The 22,037-nt window shown below is 70.7% G+C and carries 22 protein-coding genes; 9 read left to right on the forward strand and 13 right to left on the reverse strand.

Annotated elements, in window-relative coordinates; genetic code table 11:
* Positions 1-73 precede the first annotated feature (73 nt).
* From AB0H86_RS16850 to AB0H86_RS16860, 3 genes are read right to left on the reverse strand one after another with little or no spacing between them, the layout of a single operon-like run.
* Positions 74-1,207, reverse strand: a complete 1,134-nt coding sequence (locus AB0H86_RS16850; protein ID WP_362438135.1) for an Mrp/NBP35 family ATP-binding protein — start codon at positions 1,205-1,207, stop codon at positions 74-76.
* Positions 1,208-1,250: 43 nt separating this feature from the next.
* A complete protein-coding gene (locus AB0H86_RS16855) occupies positions 1,251-1,859 on the reverse strand; it encodes a DUF1003 domain-containing protein (protein WP_362438138.1) in 609 nt (202 codons plus the stop codon).
* Positions 1,849-3,198 carry a CBS domain-containing protein gene (locus AB0H86_RS16860; protein ID WP_362438141.1) on the reverse strand — a complete coding sequence of 450 codons (1,350 nt, stop codon included), beginning with the start codon at positions 3,196-3,198 and terminating at the stop codon, positions 1,849-1,851. Before AB0H86_RS16860 ends, AB0H86_RS16855 begins: the two co-directional genes overlap by 11 nt.
* Positions 3,199-3,472: 274 nt before the next feature.
* Here AB0H86_RS16860 and AB0H86_RS16865 point away from each other — a divergent pair, with 274 nt between their 5' ends.
* Positions 3,473-4,177 carry a hypothetical protein gene (locus tag AB0H86_RS16865; RefSeq protein WP_362438144.1) on the forward strand — a complete coding sequence of 235 codons (705 nt, stop codon included), beginning with the start codon at positions 3,473-3,475 and terminating at the stop codon, positions 4,175-4,177.
* Positions 4,178-4,326: 149 nt separating this feature from the next.
* Here AB0H86_RS16865 and AB0H86_RS16870 read toward each other — a convergent pair whose 3' ends face one another.
* Together AB0H86_RS16870 and AB0H86_RS16875 are read right to left on the reverse strand one after the other, a co-directional pair.
* Positions 4,327-4,839, reverse strand: coding sequence for a hypothetical protein (locus AB0H86_RS16870; protein WP_362438147.1), 513 nt, complete (start codon positions 4,837-4,839; stop codon positions 4,327-4,329).
* Positions 4,840-4,862: 23 nt separating this feature from the next.
* The gene (locus AB0H86_RS16875) at positions 4,863-5,981 is read right to left on the reverse strand and encodes a magnesium and cobalt transport protein CorA (protein ID WP_362438150.1); all 1,119 of its coding nucleotides are present in this window, start codon (positions 5,979-5,981) and stop codon (positions 4,863-4,865) included.
* A gap of 499 nt (positions 5,982-6,480) precedes the next feature.
* Here AB0H86_RS16875 and AB0H86_RS16880 point away from each other — a divergent pair, with 499 nt between their 5' ends.
* Positions 6,481-7,077: a suppressor of fused domain protein gene (locus AB0H86_RS16880; protein ID WP_362438153.1), complete on the forward strand. Its 597-nt coding sequence runs from the start codon at positions 6,481-6,483 to the stop codon at positions 7,075-7,077.
* Positions 7,078-7,119: 42 nt separating this feature from the next.
* Here the strand turns inward: AB0H86_RS16880 and AB0H86_RS16885 are convergent, their stop codons facing one another.
* Positions 7,120-8,406, reverse strand: coding sequence for an MFS transporter (locus AB0H86_RS16885; RefSeq protein ID WP_362438156.1), 1,287 nt, complete (start codon positions 8,404-8,406; stop codon positions 7,120-7,122).
* Between the two features lie 162 nt (positions 8,407-8,568).
* On the opposite strand from AB0H86_RS16885, the gene AB0H86_RS16890 reads away from it, so the two are divergent.
* The 3 genes from AB0H86_RS16890 to AB0H86_RS16900 all read left to right on the forward strand — a co-directional run bounded on the left by AB0H86_RS16890 (position 8,569) and on the right by AB0H86_RS16900 (position 10,992).
* The gene (locus AB0H86_RS16890) at positions 8,569-9,210 is read left to right on the forward strand and encodes a DUF6758 family protein (protein ID WP_362438159.1); all 642 of its coding nucleotides are present in this window, start codon (positions 8,569-8,571) and stop codon (positions 9,208-9,210) included.
* A gap of 250 nt (positions 9,211-9,460) precedes the next feature.
* The gene (locus tag AB0H86_RS16895) at positions 9,461-10,318 is read left to right on the forward strand and encodes a PHP domain-containing protein (RefSeq protein ID WP_362438162.1); all 858 of its coding nucleotides are present in this window, start codon (positions 9,461-9,463) and stop codon (positions 10,316-10,318) included.
* Positions 10,319-10,386: 68 nt separating this feature from the next.
* Positions 10,387-10,992 carry a MarC family protein gene (locus tag AB0H86_RS16900; protein ID WP_362438165.1) on the forward strand — a complete coding sequence of 202 codons (606 nt, stop codon included), beginning with the start codon at positions 10,387-10,389 and terminating at the stop codon, positions 10,990-10,992.
* A gap of 89 nt (positions 10,993-11,081) precedes the next feature.
* On the opposite strand, the gene AB0H86_RS16905 is transcribed toward AB0H86_RS16900, so the two are convergent.
* Positions 11,082-11,234 (reverse strand): hypothetical protein, encoded by a 153-nt coding sequence (locus AB0H86_RS16905; protein ID WP_362438168.1) that lies wholly within the window; start codon positions 11,232-11,234, stop codon positions 11,082-11,084.
* 236 nt (positions 11,235-11,470) lie between these two features.
* On the opposite strand from AB0H86_RS16905, the gene AB0H86_RS16910 reads away from it, so the two are divergent.
* Positions 11,471-12,364, forward strand: a complete 894-nt coding sequence (locus AB0H86_RS16910) for an NYN domain-containing protein (RefSeq protein WP_362438171.1) — start codon at positions 11,471-11,473, stop codon at positions 12,362-12,364.
* 48 nt (positions 12,365-12,412) lie between these two features.
* Here AB0H86_RS16910 and AB0H86_RS16915 read toward each other — a convergent pair whose 3' ends face one another.
* Together AB0H86_RS16915 and AB0H86_RS16920 are read right to left on the reverse strand one after the other, a co-directional pair.
* A complete protein-coding gene (locus AB0H86_RS16915; protein WP_362438174.1) occupies positions 12,413-13,300 on the reverse strand; it encodes an alpha/beta hydrolase in 888 nt (295 codons plus the stop codon).
* Positions 13,301-13,428: 128 nt separating this feature from the next.
* On the reverse strand, positions 13,429-16,044 hold the full coding sequence (locus AB0H86_RS16920) for a DEAD/DEAH box helicase (RefSeq protein WP_362438177.1): 2,616 nt from the start codon (positions 16,042-16,044) through the stop codon (positions 13,429-13,431).
* Between the two features lie 480 nt (positions 16,045-16,524).
* Here AB0H86_RS16920 and AB0H86_RS16925 point away from each other — a divergent pair, with 480 nt between their 5' ends.
* Positions 16,525-17,274: a ferritin-like fold-containing protein gene (locus AB0H86_RS16925; RefSeq protein ID WP_362438180.1), complete on the forward strand. Its 750-nt coding sequence runs from the start codon at positions 16,525-16,527 to the stop codon at positions 17,272-17,274.
* A 91-nt stretch (positions 17,275-17,365) separates the two neighbouring features.
* On the opposite strand, the gene AB0H86_RS16930 is transcribed toward AB0H86_RS16925, so the two are convergent.
* The 4 genes from AB0H86_RS16930 to AB0H86_RS16945 form a co-directional block, all read right to left on the reverse strand.
* Positions 17,366-17,635 carry a hypothetical protein gene (locus AB0H86_RS16930; protein ID WP_362438571.1) on the reverse strand — a complete coding sequence of 90 codons (270 nt, stop codon included), beginning with the start codon at positions 17,633-17,635 and terminating at the stop codon, positions 17,366-17,368.
* A gap of 191 nt (positions 17,636-17,826) precedes the next feature.
* The gene (locus AB0H86_RS16935) at positions 17,827-18,054 is read right to left on the reverse strand and encodes a DUF3107 domain-containing protein (protein ID WP_266559804.1); all 228 of its coding nucleotides are present in this window, start codon (positions 18,052-18,054) and stop codon (positions 17,827-17,829) included.
* A 164-nt stretch (positions 18,055-18,218) separates the two neighbouring features.
* Positions 18,219-18,860, reverse strand: coding sequence for a TetR/AcrR family transcriptional regulator (locus AB0H86_RS16940; RefSeq protein WP_362438183.1), 642 nt, complete (start codon positions 18,858-18,860; stop codon positions 18,219-18,221).
* Between the two features lie 194 nt (positions 18,861-19,054).
* The gene (locus AB0H86_RS16945) at positions 19,055-19,288 is read right to left on the reverse strand and encodes a hypothetical protein (RefSeq protein ID WP_362438186.1); all 234 of its coding nucleotides are present in this window, start codon (positions 19,286-19,288) and stop codon (positions 19,055-19,057) included.
* A gap of 213 nt (positions 19,289-19,501) precedes the next feature.
* Between AB0H86_RS16945 and AB0H86_RS16950 the strand changes: the two genes are divergently transcribed.
* Complete coding sequence (locus tag AB0H86_RS16950) at positions 19,502-20,533, forward strand: alpha/beta hydrolase (RefSeq protein WP_362438189.1); 1,032 nt, start codon at positions 19,502-19,504, stop codon at positions 20,531-20,533.
* 119 nt (positions 20,534-20,652) lie between these two features.
* A complete protein-coding gene (locus AB0H86_RS16955) occupies positions 20,653-22,023 on the forward strand; it encodes a DUF3152 domain-containing protein (protein WP_362438192.1) in 1,371 nt (456 codons plus the stop codon).
* Positions 22,024-22,037 lie beyond the last annotated feature (14 nt).

The raw sequence follows: 22,037 nt of genomic DNA on the forward strand, positions 1-22,037 counted from the left end.
GGCACGACGCATGAGGCATGACACATGACAAAGGGGCGCCGTCAGTACGCGGCGCCCCTTCGAGGTCGGTGGCCTAGAACTTGTTCCGGGGAGTGATCCCCAGCGACAGTCCGGAAAGGCCGCGCTGGCGGCCCCCCAGCTTCCCCGCGATCGCGCGCAGCGCGGAGCCCGCCGGGGAGTCCGGGTCGGCCAGGACGACCGGCTTGCCCTCGTCGCCGCCCTCGCGGAGGCGGACGTCGATGGGGATCGAGCCGAGGACCGGGACGGTGGCGCCGGTCGTGCGGGTCAGGCCGTCCGCGACCGACTGGCCGCCACCGGTGCCGAAGATGTCGACCATCTCGTCGCAGTGCGGGCACGGCATGCCCGACATGTTCTCGATCACGCCGACGATCTTCTGGTGGGTCTGCACGGCGATGGAACCCGCCCGCTCGGCCACCTCGGCCGCCGCCTGCTGAGGCGTCGTCACGACCAGGATCTCGGCGTTCGGGACCAGCTGGGCCACGGAGATCGCGATGTCGCCGGTGCCCGGCGGCAGGTCGAGCAGGAGGACGTCCAGGTCGCCCCAGTACACGTCCGACAGGAACTGCTGGAGGGCGCGGTGGAGCATCGGGCCGCGCCAGACGACCGCGGAGTTGCCCGGGGTGAACATGCCGATCGAGATGACCTTCACGCCGTTCGCGGACGGCGGCATGATCATGTTCTCGACCTGGGTGGGAGTGCCGTCGGCGCCCAGCATGCGCGGCACGGAGTGGCCGTAGATGTCGGCGTCGACCACGCCCACCTTCAGGCCGTCCGCGGCCATCGCCACCGCCAGGTTCACGGTGACCGACGACTTGCCGACGCCGCCCTTGCCGGAGGCGACCGCGTACACACGCGTGAGTGAGCCGGGCTGGGCGAACGGGACCTCGCGCTCGGTCTGGCCGCCGCGCAGGGCGGTCGCCAGCCCCTTGCGCTGCTCGTCGCTCATCACGTCCAGCGTGACGTCCACCCGGGTCACGCCCTCGACCGCGGAGACCGCGTCCGTCACCCGCTGTGTGATCGTCTCGCGCATCGGGCAACCGGAGACGGTCAGGTACACGGTGACCGCGACCGCTCCGTCCGCACCGATGTCCACCGACTTGACCATCCCGAGCTCGGTGATGGGGCGGTTGATCTCGGGGTCGTTCACCGTCGCCAGTGCTTCACGCACCGCGTCTTCCGTAGCCATAACCACGATGGTACGGCGCCGGACACCGGCCCCGGAAAGCCCGTCACCGGTCGCCTGCGTCACGTCCCCGCGGCCGTTCTGCCGGAACCGCGTGGAATGCGCTGTGCTCGTGGTGGCCGTTGCGCCGCCCCTCCAGCTCCTTCACCATGTCCTGCAGCTCGGAGCGGATCCAGTCACGGGTCGCGACCTCGCCCAGGCCGATACGCAGGGAGGCGATTTCCCGGGTCAGGTACTCGGTGTCCGCGATGGACCGCTCTCCCTGCGCGCGGTCCTGTTCGAGGTTGACCCGGTCGCGGTCGTCCTGCCTGTTCTGCGCGAGCAGGATCAACGGGGCCGCGTAGGAGGCCTGGAGGGACAGCATCAGGGTCAGGAAGATGAACGGGTAGTTGTCGAAGCGCAGGTCTCGGGGCGCGAAGATGTTCCACAGCACCCACGCGATGATGACGACCGTCATCCAGACGATGAACCGTCCGGTGCCCAGGAAGCGCGCGATGCGCTCCGAGAGCCGTCCGAAGGCCTCCGGGTCCCACTCGGGCAGGATCCGGCGCCGGGTCGGCCGTGGCTGGTCCAGGCGGGGCGTACGGGGGCGTGTGGTGGCGGTGGCGCCCGCCGGCGTGCGCTCGCGGGTGCCGGGGTCACGCTCAGGAGTCATGCGGGGCCACCTCCTCGTCCTTGTCGTCCTTGCGGTCTTCTTCGCTGTCCCCGTTGTCCCCGCTGTCTCCGTTGCCCTCGTTGTCCTCGTCGAGGTGGAACTCGGTCTCCCGCCAGTCGTCCGGCAGCATGTGGTCCAGGACGTCGTCCACGGTCACCGCGCCCAGCAGCGACCCGGCCTCGTCCACGACGGGCGCCGCGACCATGTCGTACGTCGCGAAGAACCCGGCGACGAGCGGCAGCGCCGCGTCCGGGTCGAGGGGTTGCAGGTCGTCGACGATGATCGAGCTGACCAGGGTGTACGGCGGGTCGCGCAGCAGCCGCTGGAAGTGGACCGTGCCCAGGTACTTGCCGGTCGGGGTCTCGTCGGGCGGCCGGCAGACGTAGACCTGCGCGGCGAGGGCGGGGGAGAGGTCGGCGTTGCGGACCCGGGCGAGCGCGTCGGCGACGGTGGCGTCGGGCCGCAGCACGATCGGCTCGGTCGTCATCAGCCCGCCCGCGGTGTGCTCCTCGTACGACATCAGGCGTCGCATGTCGGCCGCGTCGGCGGGCTTCATCAGGCTCAGCAGCCGCTCCTGGTCGTTCGTGGGCAGCTCGCCGAGCAGGTCGGCCGCGTCGTCCGGGTCCATGGCCTCCAGGACGTCGGCGGCGCGCTCCTCCTTCAGCTTGCCGAGGATCTCGATCTGGTCGTCCTCCGGGAGTTCCTCCAGGACGTCGGCGAGGCGGTCGTCGTCGAGGGCGGCGGCGACCTCGACGCGCCGCTTGGGGGAGAGATGGTGCAGCACGTTGGCGAGGTCGGCCGGGCGCAGCTGCTCGAAGGTGGCCAGGAGGCTCTCGGCGCCCTGTCCGTGCTCCTCCAGGGCGAAGCCGGTGACGGCGGACCACTCGACCGTCAGCGCCTCGCCCTTGCGCCGGAAGGCGCCGCCCTTGCCGCCCTTGCGGACGAACACCTTGTCGATCTCCCAGTCGCGGCGGGCAGGCAGTTGCTGCACCGCTACGTCCAGGACCGTGACCTCCTCGCCGGTCTCGACGAGCGTGACCCGCCGGTCGAGGAGTTCCCCGAGCACCAGCCGCTCGGTGGGCCGCTGCTCGAAGCGGCGGACGTTGACCACGCCGGTGGTGATGACCTGGCCGGACTGGATGCCGGTGACTCTCGTGATGGGCAGGAAGATACGGCGGCGCGTGGCCAGTTCGACGACCAGCCCGAGCAGACGCGGCGGACGCCGTCCGACGCGCAGCATGGCGACCAGGTCGCGCACGCGGCCGACCTGGTCGCCGGTGGGATCGAAGACGGCTACGCCGGCGAGGTGCGAGACGAAGATCCGGGGGCCCGCTGCCATGGCTGTGTTTCCTTTTCGTGCGGGGTTCGTGAGTAGTCGCGTCCTGGGTCGCCTGGTGGGTCCGTTATCCGAATTGCCCGCTCGGGTGGGCTTCAGGCTAGCCCGTCCGCATCGGATACGCCCTGGTGAGCGGTCCTCGCGGTCCGGCTCCGCCGAGGCCGCCGAGCCCCGGTACGCTGCCGTACGCCGCTGAAGGACCTTCGTCAGAAAGGCAGCCCCACCTGTGACTGCTATTCCCCGACGCCGTGCCCCCAGGGCCTCACTGGTGGGCGCGATGTGCGCCTTGGCCGCGACGGGGACGGTCCTGACGGGATGCGGTGAGGACCCGGACGAGGGCACCAACGGGGTCGGCAAGCTGCCCGCCGACCAGATCCAGGCCCGGTCCGTTACCGCCGCCGAGTCCGCCGACACCGTGCGTCTGGCCGGGAACGTGGTCGCCGGCGGCCGTACGTACAAGCTCGACATGCGTCTGAAGGGGGACGGTGCCTCCGGGGCGGTGACCGCGGAGGGGGCGACCTTCCAGCTGCTGCGGGTGGGCGAGGCGCTCTTCCTGAAGGCCGACGCGGGCTTCTGGATCGGAGCGGGCGGCAAGGGCGAGGGTTCCGGCGCGGACACGGCGGCGGGCGACAAGCTCGACGGCAAGTACGTGAAGGTGCCGCAGGGCGACCCCTCGTACAAGAAGTTCAGCGGCTTCACGGACATGGACGTCCTCCTCGACGGTCTGCTGACCCTGCACGGCACGCTGGCGACGGACGGCCGCCATGAGCAGGCTGGCCTGCGCACCGTCCGCATCACCGGTGACGACGGCTCCGGCGGCACCCTCGACGTGTCCCTGGAGGGCAGGCCCTACCCCCTGCGCCTGGTCCGGGCGGGAGGCGCGGGCACCCTGACCTTCTCGGCCTGGGGCAAGGACTTCACCCTGGCCGAACCGGAGAAGGACGAAACGGTGGACTACGGCAAGCAGTTGCCGACGTCGTAAGCCTCGCCGGTGCGGGAAGCTGCCCTTCTGTTGTCGAAGCCCGGCCCTTCGCGTGCCGAACCCTTCTCGCGCAGAATCCTTTCTGCGTCGAATCCTTCCTGCGCCGGCGGCGGAGCCCTGCGGTGCTGAACCGCGCCCGGTGCCCGCGGCTACTTCCGCTTGCGTTTCTTCACGAGCAGCCGAGGCAGACCCTCCGGCATCGGCTGACGGGTGGTCGCCGGTGTCGGCAGCGGAGCCTCGGCCAGGTCACCGTCGGGCAGCGGTGCTCTCGCACCGGTCGGCTCCAGGCGCAGGACCCGGCACTCGCGGGCCCAGCGCTCCGTCATCGCCTCACCATCGGGCGCGTTCAGGCGCTTGCCCTTGAGTTCGGCGACCGTCGCCTCCCACTCGGGGGACCCGGGCGCCAGCTCCGCGACCTTCGCCGTCCAGGAGACCAGCCGGCCCCCCTTGTCCTTGCTGCGGACCGTGACCTCGGCGTCGGCCCCGTCGGCCAGCCCCGGCAACGGCTGCTCACCGGGCCCGTCGCCGACCAGACAGGCCGCGCCCTCGTGCCACACGTGCCACAGGGCACGGGCCGGGGAACCGGGGCCCTGGGCCCAGATGAGGCCGGACTTCTTCGTGGCCTCCTCGACGAGGGCCCGGTCGAGCAGCTCGGTAGTCATGCGCCCACCCTAACCAGGTGCTCTCACAGCCAGCCGTTGCGCTTCAGCGTGCGGTGGATGACCAGGCACAGGGCCACCGTGACGGACATGATCACCGGGTATCCGTACTTCCAGTGCGTCTCCGGCATGTAGTCGAAGTTCATCCCGTAGACCCCGCACACCATCGTCGGTACGGCGATGATCGCGGCCCACGAGGTGATCTTCCGCATGTCCTCGTTCTGCGCGACGGAGGCCTGCGCGAGGTTGGCCTGGAGGATCGAGTTGAGCAGCTCGTCGAAGCCGATGACCTGCTCCTGGACGCGGGCGAGGTGGTCGGCGACGTCCCGGAAGTACTTCTGGATGTCCGGGTCGACCAGCCGCATCGGCCGCTCGCTGAGCAGCTGCATGGGCCGCAGCAGTGGCGACACCGCCCGCTTGAACTCCAGGACCTCACGCTTGAGTTGGTAGATCCGCGCCGAGTCCACACCACGCGAGACCCCGCCTCGCCGGCCCGGCGAGAAGACCTCGGTCTCCACCTCGTCGATGTCGTCCTGCACCGCGTCGGCGACCGCGATGTAGCCGTCGACGACGTGGTCGGCGATCGCGTGCAGGACCGCCGAGGGGCCCTTCGCGAGCAGCTCGGGGTCGTCCTGGAGGCGGTGGCGCAGTGCCCGCAGTGAGCCCTGGCCGCCGTGCCGGACGGTGATGAAGAAGTCCCGTCCGGTGAAGCACATGACCTCGCCGGTCTCGACGACCTCGCTGTTCGCGGTGAGCCGGTCGTGCTCGACGTAGTGGATGGTCTTGAAGACGGTGAACAGGGAGTCGTCGTACCGCTCCAGCTTGGGCCGCTGGTGGGCCTGCACGGCGTCCTCCACGGCCAGTGGGTGCAGCCCGAACTCCCTGGCGATACCGGCGAATTCGGCCTCGGTCGGCTCGTGCAGTCCGATCCACACGAAGCCGCCGTCGCGGCGCACCACGCGCATCGCCTCGTGCGGGGTCAGCGGCTTGTCCTGCGCGACGCGGGCGCCGTCGCGGTAGACGGCGCAGTCGACGACGGCGGAGGGCGTCGAGGGGTCGCGGGTGGTGTCGTAGAGGCCGGTGTCCTTGCGCAGGGAGACGCGGGACGGACGGACCACGGCACGCAGGTCGCGGATCATCGACATGGCTGGCTCCTTCGTGACAGGCAACGAAAGGCCGCCGGCGACGGGTGGAACTACCCGGAATGGGGACGTCCTGGCGTGGGGTCTCCCCGCCCTTCGAAGCAGGGGGATGTTTGGCACGTCCACAAAGCGGGGAGCACCGCACCGTCGCGGTGGCGAGCTTCGCTACTGATACAGGTACTGATTCAGGCAGGCAGATCAGACAGATCAGGTAAAACGAAACGAAGCGCTCTTCCGCGGTGCAGTGAGTGCGAGAGGTGGCAGTCAGCCAGAGCCGGAGCAGCTACATCAGCGGCGGGAAGAGCGGGTGCTACTGCACGGTCGACTTCGGTCCATTGCAGCCCCACCTCCTCCGGCCGGTCCCTCGTAAGGGAGTCTCGTCGGCGTCGGGGCTGGCCGCGACGCTAATGCGTGCTGCCCCGAACCACCGGGCAAGAGTAGCAGTCGAGCGAACTGTCAAGGCGCTGCTTTGCCCGCTACTGACGAGTTCTATGCTCGCCGCATGGCTGATGTTCTTCCACTGGTCGAGGCCCGGTTGCGCACCGCGCTCGGCACGCCGGACGCCCGCGCGGCGGTCACCTTCCTCGGCACGGACCGCGTCGAGGTGCTGCGTTTCCAGGACACCGGCCAGGAGGGCGGAGTGGTCCGCTACGCCACGCTCGGCATGTCCGCGCACCCCATGACCGACCCCACGGCGGCGCTCGCCGACCCGCTCAAGGGGCCGCGCGCCGAGCTGGTCCTGTCGGTCCGTTCCGGTCTCGCCGACACCGACAAGGTGCTCCGTCCGCTCGCCGTTCTCGCCGCGTCCCCGCAGGTCGAGGGCCTGGTCGTGGCTCCCGGCGCCTCCCTCGACGTCGGGGGGCCGCTGTGGCCCGACGCCCCGTTCACCTCGGTGCTGGTCGCCGAGCCCGGCGGTCTGGTGGAGGACCTGGAGCTCGATGAGCCCCTTGACCCCGTACGGTTCCTGCCGCTGCTCCCGATGACCCCGAACGAGGCCGCCTGGAAGCGCGTGCACGGCGCCGGGGCCCTCCAGGAGCGCTGGCTGACGAACGGGACGGACCTGAGGGACCCGTCCCGTAAGTCCGTCTCGCTGGCATGACCCTCCGGGTGAGGAAGGTCACCAACTGGTGGTCGAAAAGCGTCAGTTGACGAAGACGGCGACACTGTCCCCGGTCGCGTGCCGCGGCTCCAGCTCCTCGGCCATGGGGGTCCCCCCGCTCGAGCGCAGCCGAGAGTGGGGGAGGGTGAGTGCCTTCCGACGTACGACGACCACGAGCGCACCCAGGAGCGCCGTCACCGCCGCGACCACGAACGGGATGTGGATGTCGGTCCACTCCTCGATCTTCGGCGCGAAGTAGGGCGCGGCGGCCGCGGCGAACCAGCGCACGAAGTTGTAGCCCGCGCTGGCCACGGGACGCGGCGCGTCCGAGACGCCCAGGGCCAGCTCCGTGTACACGGTGTTGTTCACGCCGATGAAGGCACCGGACAGGATCGTGCAGACGACGGCCGCGGTGTGGTTGCCGTATCCGAGGACGAGCACGTCGGCCGCGAGCAGCACCAGTGAGCCGCCGAGCACCTTCAGCGAGCCGAACCGTGCCTGCAGGCGCGGGGCCACGATCACCGAGAAGACGGCGAGCAGCACACCCCAGGCGAAGAACACGGCCCCCGACTTGTACGGGGTCATGTCGAGCACGAACGGTGTGAAGGCCAGCACGGTGAAGAACGTGTAGTTGTAGAAGAACGCCGAGCCCGCGGCCGAGGCGAGCCCGCCGTGGCCGAGTGCCCTGATCGGGTCCAGCAGTGAGGTCTTCCTGGCCGGCTTCGGCTGTTCCTTCAGGAACACGGTGATGCACAGGAAGCCGATGGCCATCAGGAACGCGGTGCCGAAGAAGGGGTAGCGCCAGCTGGCGTCACCGAGCAGCGCGCCCAGCAGGGGCCCGCACGCCATGCCGAGGCCGAGGGCGGACTCGTACAGCAGGATCGCGGCCGCGCTTCCTCCCGCCGCGGCGCCGACGATGACCGCGAGGGCGGTCGAGACGAACAGTGCGTTGCCGAGGCCCCAGCCGGCCCGGAAGCCGACGAGTTCGTCGACGGAGCCCGAGGTGCCCGCGAGGCCCGCGAAGACCACGACCAGCGTGAGGCCGAGCAGCAGGGTCTTCTTGCCGCCGATCCGGCTGGAGACGAAGCCGGTGACCAGCATCGCGATCGCGGTGATGAGGAAATAGGAGGTGAAGAGCAGGGAGACCTGGCTGGCGGTGGCGTTCAGGCCCGATGCGATGGACGGCAGGATCGGGTCGACGAGTCCGATGCCCATGAAGGCGACGACGGACGCGCCGGCGGTGGCCCACACCGCCTTGGGCTGGCGAAGGATGCCGCCGGCTCCCGCGTCGAAGGGATCCTGGCTTGCGGGGTCCTGGCGTGCTCCCATCGTGTGCTCCCATCCCGAGTGAAGGTAGTTGGTATATGCACACAGTAGGTTAGGTCTGCTAATTAATGCAAGCTACATCTAATTTCCCCCGGTGGGCGGCTTCCGTCCGGACGGGTGATCGTCCCTTGACGTGGCGGGGCGGGGGTAGGACCGTGGGGCGCTATGAGGGGCGAACCCAGTTGCCCGAAGTGCGGTGGCCGGGTCAGGGCTCCCGGACTCTTCGCCGATACCTGGCAGTGCGATGCGCACGGCACCGTGCATCCGGTGCAGCCCGTGATCCCGCCCAGCGTCGAGGCCCTCGGAGTCGTGGTGCACCGCACCCAGGTGCCGGTGTGGATGCCGTGGCCGCTACCGGTCGGTTGGCTGTTCACGGGTGTGGCCTGCGCGGGCGACGACCGCAGTGGCGGCCGGGCCACGGCGGTGGCCTGCTCCGGGCCCGGACCGCTCGGCGGCATGGGGGAACTGATCCTGGTGGCCGAGGAACTCGGTGTGGGCCTCGGCGCCCGGTACGCGGGCATCGACGGCCCGGACCCCGGTCCGTACATGAGCGTCGAGAAACCGCCCCAGGCCAAGGTGCTGGCCGCCGGACGCCCGACCCCGCTCTGGCATGTCGCCGGCGCCCCGGACGACCGCGCCGTCTTCGCGGGCGAGGCGCTGGGGCTGTGGGTGTGGGCGGTGGTGTGGCCCGAGCAGTCCGGGCTGCTGATGTACGACGAGCTGGTGCTGACGGATCTGCGGGACGCGGGGGCGGAGTTGGAGTTGGTGCCGTGCGGGGCGCTGTCGCCGCGCCTGCTCAAGCCGTAGCGCTCCGCTGGGTTGGCCGAGTTGGGTCTTGAGTGCTCGGGCTCGCGGCCGTCTGCGGGTTGTCCGGGGCTGGTCGCGCCCACGCGGCGGAGTCGCACATCGATACAGCCCCGCGCCCCTGGGTGGGTGTGTGTAGGGGGTGCTCGAGGTGTGCGGGTGTGACAGGGGAGCTCGAATATCTGGTTATCCTTGAGCGTTCCCGTCAGTCCGGTCCGTCCAGGCCGCCCCGTCATCGTTTGGAGTCCGCGTCGTGCGCGTCGATCTGCACACCCACTCCACGGCCTCCGACGGTACGGACAGCCCTGCCGAGCTGGTGCGTAACGCCGCCGCGGCCGGTCTGGACGTCGTCGCGTTGACCGACCATGACACGACCCGGGGGCACGCGGAGGCCATCACCGCGCTGCCGGAGGGGCTCACGCTCGTCACGGGCGCCGAGCTGTCCTGTCGTATCGACGGCGTCTCCATGCACATGCTGGCCTACCTCTTCGACCCCGAGGAGCCGGCGCTGCTCGCCGAGCGGGAGCTGGTGCGCGACGACCGGGTGCCGCGGGCCCGCGGCATGGTCGCCCGGCTCAGGGAACTGGGCGTGCCCGTCACCTGGGAGCAGGTGGCGCGGATCGCGGGCGACGGCTCGGTGGGGCGCCCGCATGTGGCGACCGCGCTGGTCGAGCTCGGGGTCGTACCGACCGTGAGCGACGCCTTCACCGAGGACTGGCTGGCCGACGGCGGCCGGGCCTACGTGGCGAAGCACGAGACGGACCCCTTCGAGGCGATCCGGCTGGTCAAGAGCGCGGGCGGGGTCACCGTGTTCGCACATCCGGCCGCCGCCAAACGGGGCCGCACGGTGCCGGACTCCGCGATCGCCGAGATGGCCGCGGCCGGCCTGGACGGCATCGAGGTCGACCACATGGACCACGACGTGGACGCGCGGGCGCGACTGCGGGGGCTGGCCAAGGAACTGGGGCTGCTGGTCACGGGCTCCTCCGACTACCACGGCAGCCGCAAGACCGTCTCGCTCGGCGAGTACACGACCGACCCCGAGGTGTACGGGGAGATCACGCGACGCGCGACGGGCGCGTTCCCGGTGCCGGGGACCGGCGGGGCCTGAGGCTCAGCCTCCGCACTGAGGCTCAGCCTCCGCACGCCCACCTCCCTCCCCCGCTCTGCAAGGCCCTCATGTTCGACGTCGCCGTCTTCGGCTCCCTCTTCCTGACCCTCTTCGTCATCATGGATCCCCCCGGGATCACCCCGATCTTCCTCGCGCTGACCGCCGGCCGCCCGGCCAAGGTGCAGAAGCGGATGGCCTTCCAGGCCGTCTGTGTGGCCGGTGGCGTGATCACCGTCTTCGGGGTCCTCGGGCACCAGATCCTCGACTACCTGCATGTCTCCGTGCCCGCGCTGATGATCGCGGGCGGGTTGCTGCTCCTGTTGATCGCGCTGGACCTGCTCACCGGCAAGACGGACGAGCCGAAGCAGACCAAGGACGTCAACGTGGCCCTCGTACCGCTGGGCATGCCGCTGCTGGCCGGGCCGGGCGCGATCGTGTCGGTGATCCTGGCGGTCCAGAAGACCGACGGTGCCGTGTCGCAGGTGTCGGTGTGGACGGCGATCCTCGCCATCCATGTCGTCCTGTGGCTGGTGATGCGGTACTCGCTGCTGATCATCCGGGTCATCAAGGACGGCGGTGTGGTCCTGGTGACGCGCCTCGCGGGCATGATGCTCTCCGCGATCGCCGTCCAGCAGATCATCAACGGGGTCACTCAGGTGGTCCGGGCGAGCTAGCCGGCTGTCCCGGGTCTGTGGGCAAGAGCAGAGCCCCCGTTCGACGTCGCTGCCGAACGGGGGCTCTGAAACTGTGGAGGGATCCGGGGTTATGAGGCCGAGGTTTCGGCCGGCCGGATCCACAGCCGCTGCCCGATCGAGGCAGCCTGCTGAACGATACGGTTGACGGAGGCGGCGTCCACAACGGTGCTGTCCACGGCTGTGCCGTCGACATCGTCGAGTCGCATGATTTCGAAGCGCAAGGGCTTCTCCCTTCGTCTGGTCATCCTCCTGAGGAGAACTACTTGGCGGACGGCGCAGGAAGCATCGGTGCTCCCTGTTCCGTATCTAGTCAACGGGATGCGTGTTACAAACATTCCCTACGCTAAAGAAATTTTTCGAACGGCTAATTACTGACCGGTAAGCATTGTGCAAGAGTCGAAGGAGACTGACCGGGACCGGTTGTGTTCGCAGCGTGACCGCCGGGACAATGGAGGCGATGAACGACGACCTCGAGGCCCTCAGCGCCCGCATCGACCGCACCAACGAGCTGCTCCAGCGCATGCTCGCCGAGGTGGCGAAGACGCCCTCGACGCACGCCATCTTCGTCGACGCGGGATACCTCTACGCGGCCGCGGGACGACTCGTCGCCGGCACGGAGGACCGCCGCTCCTTCGACCTCGACACCGAGGGGCTCATCGAGGCGCTCATCGACCGGGCCCGCACGATCTTCGCGGACAGCCGGCTGCTGAGGGTCTACTGGTACGACGGCGCGAGACGCCGCATCCACACGGCGGAGCAGCAGTCCATCGCCGAACTCCCGGACGTCAAGGTCCGGTTGGGCAACCTGAACGCGAACAACCAGCAGAAGGGCGTCGACTCGCTCATCCGCTCCGACCTGGAGTCCCTCGCCCGGCATCGCGCCATCAGCGACGCGGCGCTGCTCGGCGGCGACGAGGACCTGGTCTCGGCGGTGGAGGCGGCGCAGGGGTACGGCGCCCGCGTCCACCTCTGGGGCATCGAGGCACCCGAGGGCCGCAACCAGGCCGAGCCGCTGCTCTGGGAGGTCGACAGCCAGCGCACCTTCGACCTCGACTTCTTCAAACCGTACGTGTCCCGGCGCGTGGCCCCCGCCTACGAGGCGACGGCGTCCCGCCCCACCCGCGAGGACGTCCGTTTCGTGGGCGCGCAGATCGCGGCGAAGTGGCTGGCCGCGCGGGGTCGCGAGTCACTCGTCGAGCTCCTGCCGGGCCACCCCTATCTCCCCGGCTCCGTGGACCAGGACCTCCTGGTGGAGGCGGAAGGGCTGCTCCAGTACTCGCTGCGCGGCCAGTCGGACTTGCGTCGGTCCCTGAGGGACGGCTTCTGGGAGCACCTGCAGACGTTGTACTAACCCCTCGTACCAGCTCTTCGTAGCAGCTCTTCGCACCAGCTCTTCGGGCTAGCTCTTCACCGGCTCGTCCGGTGCGGGGATGCCGTCCCAGAAGTCGGCAAGGGCGCGTGCGGTCGGCAGGGGCTGGTCCGCGTTCGGGGAGTGCTCGGCGCCGGGGATGACCGTCCGGTGCGCCCGCAGGCGTACGGCCATGTCGTCGAGGAGCGTCACCGGCCAGGTGTCGTCGTGGGCGCCCGACAGCACGTGGAACGGCAGTGGGGTGGCGGCGAGTTCGGCGACCCGGTCCGGCTCGGTGCACAACTGACGTCCCGTGGCGAGGAGTTGGGCACGCGTGGTGCCCAACCAGCGGCGGCGCAGCTGATCCTGGTCACCGATGCCGACGGCCGGCCCGCCGACCTCCTCCGGTGGCCCCATGGCCTGCATGGCCTCCCACACCTCGGCCATGCCCATCACGGCGAGCGCGTCCCGCAGCAGCTTCACGCGCTCCTGCTGGGAGTCGGAGATCCGCGCCGGGCCGGAGGACATGAGGGTGAGCGAACGGAAAGGGGAGTGGTCGAGCAGGACGGCCGCCCGGGCGATCTGCCCGCCGAGGGAGTGCCCCAGCAGATGCACGGGCGCCCCGACGGCCTCGGCCTGCGCGAGCACGTCCCGGGCCAGCCGTTCCCGCGCGTAGTCGGACTCGTCGTCCTCGGACCCGTCCGACTCGAACTGGCCCCGCCCGTCCACGGCCACGATCCGGTACCCGCGCGCCGTGAGCGGCTCGTGCAGCAGCGTGAAGTCCTCCTTGCTGCCGGTGAAGCCGGGCAGCATCAGCACGGTGCCCCTCGCCTCGACGCCGGCCACCGGGCTGTCCACGACGGCGAATGCACCGCGTGCGGTGCGCAGAGGGTAGGCGCGGGCGCCGGGGGGCGGGGTGAAGGAGACGCGACGGCTCACGGAGGGAGGCTATCGGGTGGGTTCTCCGCCGACCGGGCCGGGAGGCGGGAGCGCACGGGTCGGTGGTCCGGGGTGGGAACGCCGACGGCCCGGTTCACGTGAGGTGAACCGGGCCGTCGAGCGCGGGATCAGCTCTCCGCGGGCTCCGTGGCGACCGCCGCCTTACGGGTCCGCCGTACCCTCGGCGTGGCCTCGGCGGCCTGGGCCGGGATGTCGGCGGAGGGGGCGGACGCGGCGGCCGTGGCCTTGCGGGTCCGGCGCACCGTGGGCTTCGCCTCGGCGCCTTCCGCCGTGTCCACGGCAGCCTCGGCCGACGCCGCGGTCTTGCGCGTACGACGCGGCTTCGCCACGGTCGGCTCGGCCGTGTCCTCCGCCTTGGCCGCGGTGGCCTTGCGCGTACGGCGCGGCTTGGCCTCCGCGGCGTCGACCGTCTCCGCGCTCACGGTGGGCTCGGCCGCCTTACGCGTCCGGCGACGGGGTGCCGCCTCGGCGCCCTCCGCGGTGTCCACGGCCGCTTCTGCGGCGGCTGCGGTCTTGCGGGTGCGACGGGGCTTGGTCTCCGCGCCCTCGGCCGTGTCCACGGCGGCCTCGGCCGGCGCCGCGGCCTTGCGCGTACGGCGCGGCTTGGCCTCGGCGGGCTCCGGCTCCTGGGCCGTCTGGGCCGGGATCTCGGCGGTGACGGCCGCTACGGGCTCGGCGGCCTTGCGGGTACGGCGACGCGGCGTGGCCTCCGTGGCCTCGACGGTGTCGAGTGCGGCCTCGGCGGGAGCCGCGGCGGCCTTGCGGGTACGACGGCGGGGCTTGGCCTCCACGGCCTCCACAGCCGCCTCGGTGACGCCTTCCGCGGTGTCGACCGCGGCCTCGGCCGTCGTCGATGTCGTCGCCGCCTTGCGGGTGCGGCGGCGAGGCTGGGCGGCGGGAGCCTCGGGCTCCGACACCGTCGTCGCCTCGGACACCTGCGCCGCGTCCGTGACGGCATCCGGGGTCACCGGTGCGGTCGGCTCGGGCGTCGCGGGCGTCGTCGGCTCGGCCGAAGTGGGCGCCGTCTCCGCGGACTTGCGGGTCCGGCGGCGACGCGACTTCGCCGGGGCCTCGGCGGAGTCCGGGGCAACCGTGCCCTCGGCCGTCGCGACAGCCGCCTCCGCGGCCGCCTCGGGCGCCGGTGCCTCGACGGCCGTGGCCGCCGGTACGGCATCGCCCTGGGCGCCATTACGGCCACGGCGGCGACGGCGCGGGGTACGAGCCGTCGCGTTCGCGTCCTCCGTGGGAACGGCCGTTCCGGCCGAGACCGCCGTGGCGTTCTCCTCCGGTGCGATCGCCTCGGCCGCCCCGGAGGACGCCGTGGCGTCCAGCGGCGTACCACCGCGGGTACGGCGGCGGCGTCGCGGCGTACGGGCCGCGCGCTCGCTGTCGGCGGACCGGGACTCGTCCCGGTCGCTCCGCTCGCCGCGGCCACCACGACCGCCCGGGCCACCGCGACCGTCCGGGCCACCGCGACCGCTCGGGCCACCACGACCGTTGCGGTCGCCGCGACCGCGCGGACCGCGCCCGCCCGGCTCGCCCAGGTCCTCCAGCTCCTCCGCGTTGAGCCCGGCGCGCGTGCGCTCGGTGCGCGGCAGGACGCCCTTGGTGCCCGCGGGAATGCCGAGTTCCTCGTAGAAGTGCGGGGAGGTGGAGTACGTCTCCGGCGGGTCGCTGAAGTTGAGCTCCAGCGCCTTGTTGATGAGCTGCCAGCGCGGGATGTCGTCCCAGTCGACCAGCGTGATCGCGATGCCCTTGGCGCCCGCGCGGCCGGTGCGGCCGATGCGGTGCAGGTACGTCTTCTCGTCTTCCGGCGACTGATAGTTGATGACGTGCGTCACGCCCTCGACGTCGATGCCGCGGGCGGCGACGTCGGTGCAGACGAGCACGTCGACCTTGCCGTTGCGGAAGGCGCGAAGGGCCTGCTCGCGGGCGCCCTGGCCGAGGTCGCCGTGGACCGCGCCGGCGGCGAAGCCGCGCTGCTGGAGCTGGTCGGCGAGGTCGGCCGCGGTCCGCTTCGTACGGCAGAAGACCATGACCAGTCCCCGGCCGTCGGCCTGCAGTATGCGCGCCACCATCTCGGGCTTGTCCATGTTGTGCGCGCGGTAGATGTGCTGCTTGGTGTTGGCGACCGTCTTGCCCGCGTCGTCCGGCGCCGTGGCGCTGATGTGCGTGGGCTGCGACATGTAGCGGCGGGCGAGTCCGATGACCGCGCCCGGCATGGTCGCCGAGAACAGCATGGTCTGGCGCTTGGCCGGAAGCATGTTGATGATCTTCTCGACGTCGGGCAGGAAGCCCAGGTCGAGCATCTCGTCGGCCTCGTCGAGGACGAGCGACTTGATGTGCTTGAGGTTGAGCTTCTTCTGGCCCGCGAGGTCCAGCAGACGGCCCGGGGTACCGACGACGACGTCGACGCCCCGCTTGAGGGCCTCGACCTGGGGCTCGTAGGCACGGCCGCCGTAGATCGCGAGAACGCGCACGTTGCGCACCTTGCCCGCGGTCAGCAGGTCGTTGGTGACCTGCGTGCACAGCTCGCGGGTGGGGACGACGACGAGCGCCTGCGGGGCGTCGGTGAGGGCCTCGGGCTGGGCGCGCCCGGCCTCCACGTCGGCGGGGACGGTGACACGCTCGAGGAGCGGGAGGCCGAAGCCCAGCGTCTTGCCGGTGCCGGTCTTGGCCTGGCCGATGACGTCCGCGCCCGAGAGGGCGACGGGGAGGGTCATCTCCTGGATGGGGAAGGGGGTGATGATGCCGACGGCTTCGAGGGCCTCGGCGGTCTCGGGAAGAATCCCGAGCTCCCGGAAGGTCGTAGTCAGGGTGCTGCCTCTTCTGTGTGGGCGGTGCGAGGCGAGCTCGGGGGTCGTCTAAGACCGTGCTGGGGACGTCGACTGCCTTACGGGCAAGCCGTATGGCACGGGACCACTGCCGACGCTCTAGCGCTCGTACCGCTGAGGGTCCCCCTCCGGATTCCGTACGCAGAGCGCCGTACGGACGAGGAGGGCTGTCGGGTCGGAGCCGATCGGGCCTCCGACCGGGCATCCTCATTCGTGCGGCCCGTCGAGATACGTCGAAGTCCTCAGCGGGCGCATTACCACCATACCCCGGAATCGCGCACATGCGATGGCCGGTTTGGTCACGTAGCCGTCGTCACACTGATTGACCAGGGACTTCCGTCGTGCGACGGGCGAGCTATTGTGCGCTTCATGACGACGCCTGACAACACCTCCGACGCGCCCGCAGACGTTTCCCCCGAGGTCACCGGAGTCGCTGCCCAGGACTGGTCCCGGGCCAGCTCCGATCCGCAGTACCGTGCGGCGGTCGTGGACCTGCTCGGCGCTCTCGCGTACGGGGAACTCGCGGCCTTCGAGCGGCTCGCGGAGGACGCCAAGCTGGCGCCGACGCTGGCGGACAAGGCGGAGCTCGCGAAGATGGCGTCGGCCGAGTTCCACCACTACGAGAAGCTGCGCGACCGGCTCACGGAGATCGGCGAGGAGCCGACCCTGGCGATGGAGCCGTTCGTCGCCGCGCTCGACGGCTTCCACAAGCAGACGGCACCGTCCGACTGGCTGGAGGGCCTGGTCAAGGCGTACGTCGGCGACTCGATCGCCAGCGACTTCTACCGAGAGGTCGCCGCTCGCCTCGACGCGGACAGCCGGGAGCTCGTCCTGGCCGTCCTCGACGACACCGGGCACGCCGGCTTCGCCGTGGAGAAGGTGCGCGCCGCGATCGACGCGGAGCCGCGCGTCGGGGGACGGCTCGCGCTGTGGGCGCGGCGGCTGATGGGAGAGGCGCTGTCGCAGTCCCAGCGGGTGGTGGCCGACCGGGACGCCCTGTCGACGATGCTCGTGGGCGGTGTCGCGGACGGCTTCGACCTCGCCGAGGTGGGCCGGATGTTCTCCCGCATCACCGAGGCCCACACCAAGCGGATGGCGGCGCTGGGGCTGGCGGCCTAGGTTCTGTCCTCGCCGCGGGTTTTCCTGGAACCTGCCCGGTGGCGCGCTGTGCGGTGCCGGGACCGGAAAGGACGCCGCGATCGGCGAGGGGTCAGGCGGTCGCCGATCGGCGGCGGAGTCTTCCCGCGGGGCGCAGCAGCAGCGAGAGCGAGGCCGCGGAGACGACCGCCGCGCCGACGAGGGGCAGCAGAACACCTCCGGCGTCCAGCGCGCTGTGCGTGACAAAGGCGCCGAACAGGGCTCCGGCGACACCGGTCGAGAGGACCAGGGAGCGGGTCGGCAAGCGGTGGGACAGCCGGTGGATCGCCGCCCCCGCCAGCAGCAGCCCGAGCAGAGCGGAGCCGAGCGCTTCCAACAACATCATGGGGTCCCTCCCACGCCGCACTGCGCGTCACGTTCGTAGCCCGTCATACCCGTGACCTGCGAAATGCAATCCTCCTCTGTGCGCGGTCTGTGCTCCATATGTGGAGGAGAAAATTCGGGAGGGGCCCGGCGACACATGGTCGCCGGGCCCCTCCCGTCGCGCGGACGCGCGAGTGATCTCGCGTGTGACTACAGCGCGCCGAAGCCCACCTTGCGGGGGGCCGGCTCGCCGAGTTCGACGTAGGCGAGACGGTCGGCCGGAACGAGGACCTTGCGGCCGTGCTCGTCCACGAGGCTCAGCAGCTGAGACTTGCCCGACAGTGCCTCGGCCACCGCTCGCTCGACGTCTTCGGCACTCTGACCGCTCTCCAGAACGATCTCGCGGGGTGCGTGCTGCACGCCGATCTTGACCTCCACGGCTATGTCCCTCCGACGGTCAGTGAAGTGCGCGACCTTCCGCGCCGTACCAGCACACATTAGCCCGGTGAGGGGACGCGCATGTTCCCGCCCATGAACGCCAGGAGCGAACATCGGGCGGGAACAAACAGCCCGCACCCGCGCGTGCGACTCACGCGTACGACTCAGTGGTGGTCGATGCCGTGCAGCGGGAAGCCCGCGATGCCCCGCCAGGCCAGGGACGCCAGCAGCTGGACCGCTTGGTCGCGCGGGACGCTGCGGTCGCTGTGCAGCCAGGAACGGGCCACCACCTGCGCGAGACCGCCCAGGCCGGACGCGAGCAGCATCGACTCCGCGCGCGAGAGGCCGGTGTCCTCTGCGATGACGTCGCAGATCGCCTCGGCGCACTCGGTCGTGACCTTGTCGACGCGCGCACGCACCGCGGGCTCGTTCGTCAAGTCCGACTCGAAGACCAGGCGGAAGGCGCCGCCGTCGTCCTCGATGTAGGCGAAATAGGCGTCCATGGTCGCCCGGACGCGCTGCTTGTTGTCGGTCGTCGACGCCAGCGCGTTCCGTACTGCCTGGATCAGGGACTCGCAGTGCTGGTCCAGCAGTGCGAGGTAGAGGTCGAGCTTGCCCGGGAAGTGCTGGTAGAGCACCGGCTTGCTGACGCCGGCGCGCTCGGCGATGTCATCCATCGCGGCGGCGTGGTAGCCCTGCGCCACGAAGACCTCCTGGGCGGCGCCCAGCAGTTGGTTCCGTCGGGCACGGCGCGGCAGGCGCGTGCCTCGCGGGCGCGCTGCCTCTGTCTGCTCGATGGCTGTCACGCCGCCTCCCAAAGTCGTCCACTCGCGGTGTGCGCCGCGCGGCCATCGTACTTTTCGGTAACCGTGGTGTGCGCGGTGCGAGCGCAGAATTTCACGGACCGGACGGTGGCGAAAGCCGTGCAGAAGGTTTCAAGACGTGATTTAACGGGCAACAGGGCGCACCAATCCCGTTCAGCGGTGATCCGTCCCGTGCGTCACCGATAGTCGTCCTCGTCGAGGGAGACGACCCGGGCCTGTTCGATGACATCGGCCTCGGCGGCGCGGGTCGGGTCCAAGTCGCTCAGCGGGTCGTCGCGGTCCGGCTGGACGGCGGTGTGCTGCTCGGCCGCGTCGCCCTCCGGGGTCTCGACGTCGATTTCCTCGTCGTACTCGATCTCCTCGGCCGCGAGCTTCTCGGGGTCGGTGGGGTCGGTGGGGTCGACGGTCATGTGGGGCTCCCCTTCCTGGAACACCCCTGATGTGCAACAGGGGGCGACATGCGGGTGCCCTGGATACGAGCGTAGGAGACACGCGATCTGTACGCCATTGATCCGGGATGATCCGTAATTGATCCGGATTGATTCGAGCGATTGTCGGTGGACATGTCAGGTTGTGACGGCGAACACGTGAGCCACTGCGTGATCGTCTCGTAACATTGCCGCATGTCTTCGACCGAGCTGCCGTTCGTGCCGCCCGCCAACGTGCTCCCCAAGGTGGCGCCCGTCCGGGTGGCGGAAGGTGAGCGCCTGAGGTCGGTCGGGCTGCCGGGGATCACCCTGACGATCCGGTCGAGACCGCCGGCGCGTGCGGGTCTGCCGCCCGCCCTGTGCGTCCACGGACTGGGTGGGTCCTCGCAGAACTGGTCCGCGTTGATGGAGCAGCTGGACGCCACCGTCGACAGCGAGGCCGTCGATCTGCCGGGCTTCGGCGACTCCCCGCCGCCGGACTACGGCGACTACTCGATCAGCGGTCACGCGCGCGCGGTCATCCGCTACCTCGACGCGTCCGGGCGCGGTCCCGTGCACCTCCTCGGCAACTCGCTCGGCGGCGCGGTCTCCACGCGCGTGGCCGCGGTGCGCCCCGATCTCGTCCGCACGCTCACGCTCGTCTCGCCGGCGCTGCCGGAGATCCGCGTCCAGCGCACCGCGGTGCCGACGGCACTGCTCGCGGTGCCCGGCGTGGCCGGACTCTTCACCCGGTACACCAGGGAGTGGACGGCTGAGCAGCGGGTCCGCGGGGTCACGGCCCTGTGCTACGGCGACCCGGGGCGGGTGACGCCCGAGGGATTGCGGTACGCGGTGGAGGAGATGGAACGGCGGCTGCGACTGCCGTACTTCTGGGACGCGATGACGCGCTCCGCGCGCGGTCTGGTGAACGCGTACACCCTGGGCGGCCAGCACGCGCTGTGGCGCCAGGCCGAACGCGTCCTCGCCCCGACGCTCCTCGTCTACGGTGGCCGGGACCAACTCGTGGGCTTCCGCATGGCCCAGAAAGCGGCCCGCGCATTCCGCGACTCCCGTTTGTTCACCCTGCCCGAGGCGGGGCACGTGGCCATGATGGAGTATCCGGAAACGGTGGCGGGCGCGTTCCGTGACCTTCTCACGGACTCGGAGGCCGCCGGCATGGGAGACGGAAGAGTGGGAGTTCCCGACAAGGACGCCGGGATGTCGAGCACTACTGGCGCGGGGAGCTGAGGCGCGGCGTGGGACGCCACAGTCGACGTGGATCTGTCCCGAAGGATGCCCCCAGGGGCGACAACGGTGACAACGGCAATAACGGTGAGAACAGTAATAGTGGTGACAATGACGCCGATGTGACGGGCGGCCGGGACCGGACCGCGAACCGGGCCGCTTTTCCGCCGCCCGCGTACGGGGCTCCCGCGCAGGGGGCCCCGAGGTTCGCCGAGGGGGCGCCCGCGCGCGGGAGGCCGCGTCTGCCGGACGGCACGCCCGCGCACGGCGTCCCCAGGCTTGCGGAGGGCACCCCGGCCCTTGGCGTGCCCCAGGTTCGCGGTGGACATCCCGAGCAGCGGGAAACCGGCGGCGGCTGGGGCGGATCGAGCGGGCGGGCCGGTGCCGGGCAGGGCGGGCCCGGGCCGGTGATACCGCGTCAGCGGCCGACGCCGCGGGCGGGGTCGGGACGGCGGAAGGGGCCGGGACCACGTCAGGACTACCTCGACGCCTTCGAGGCGGGCGAGGACGCCTTCGCCCCCCGTACTGACGCCTCCGGGCCCCGTACGGCCTCCGCGTCCGCCGTACGGACCGCCGTGCACGCCTCCGAGCCCTACGGCTCGGTCACCGCGTGGCCCGACGAGCCGGGCGTCGAGGCGGCTGTCGAGGCGGGCGAGGACGACGACGCGCCGTCGACGGGTGAGCCGACCACGGTCAAGGGGGCCAAGGGGCGGACGTTCACCGGCATCGCGGCCGCCGCGATCACCACCGTGCTGGCCATCGTCGTGGCCGGCCAGGTCGCGGACGGGCGGGACGACGGCGACGTGCGCACCCAGACCGCGACCGACCAGGCGCGAGACGACCGCGACTCGGCCTCGCAGGGCGACGAGCAGCCGTCGGCCGGGGCGGCGCCGCTGACATACGAGCAGCAGATGGGCAGGACGTACGCGCTCGGCGCCACCCTCAAGGCCTTGGGGAAGTTCGACGCGATGCCCGGTGTCGACAAGGCTCCCGGCAATGGGCAGAAGTACACCTACCGGGTGGATGTGGAGCAGGGGCTCGGGCTCGACGGCGACCTCTTCGCTGAGGCCGTCCAGAAGACGCTCAACGACGAGCGGAGCTGGGCCCACAACGGCGCCCGTACCTTCGAGCGGGTCTACTCCGGCAAGCCCGACTTCGTGATCACGCTCGCCAGCCCCGGCACGACCGCCGAGTGGTGTGCCAAGTCCGGTCTGGACACCACCGTGGACAACGTGTCGTGTGACTCGGCCGCCACCGAGCGCGTGATGATCAACGCTTATCGATGGGCGCAGGGATCAACGACATACGGTGATCGGATCCATGCGTACCGGCAGATGTTGATCAACCATGAAGTCGGCCACCGGCTCGGCTACGGCCACGTCAGCTGCGACAAGGACGGGGAGCTCGCGCCGGTCATGCAGCAGCAGACCAAGTTCCTCGACCACGACGGAATCCGCTGCAAGGCCAATCCCTGGCCGTTTCCCGGGAGTTGACAGGCGCCTCTGAC

This window comes from Streptomyces sp. NPDC050997 (genome assembly GCF_040660135.1).
Classification (GTDB): Bacteria; Actinomycetota; Actinomycetes; order Streptomycetales; family Streptomycetaceae; genus Streptomyces.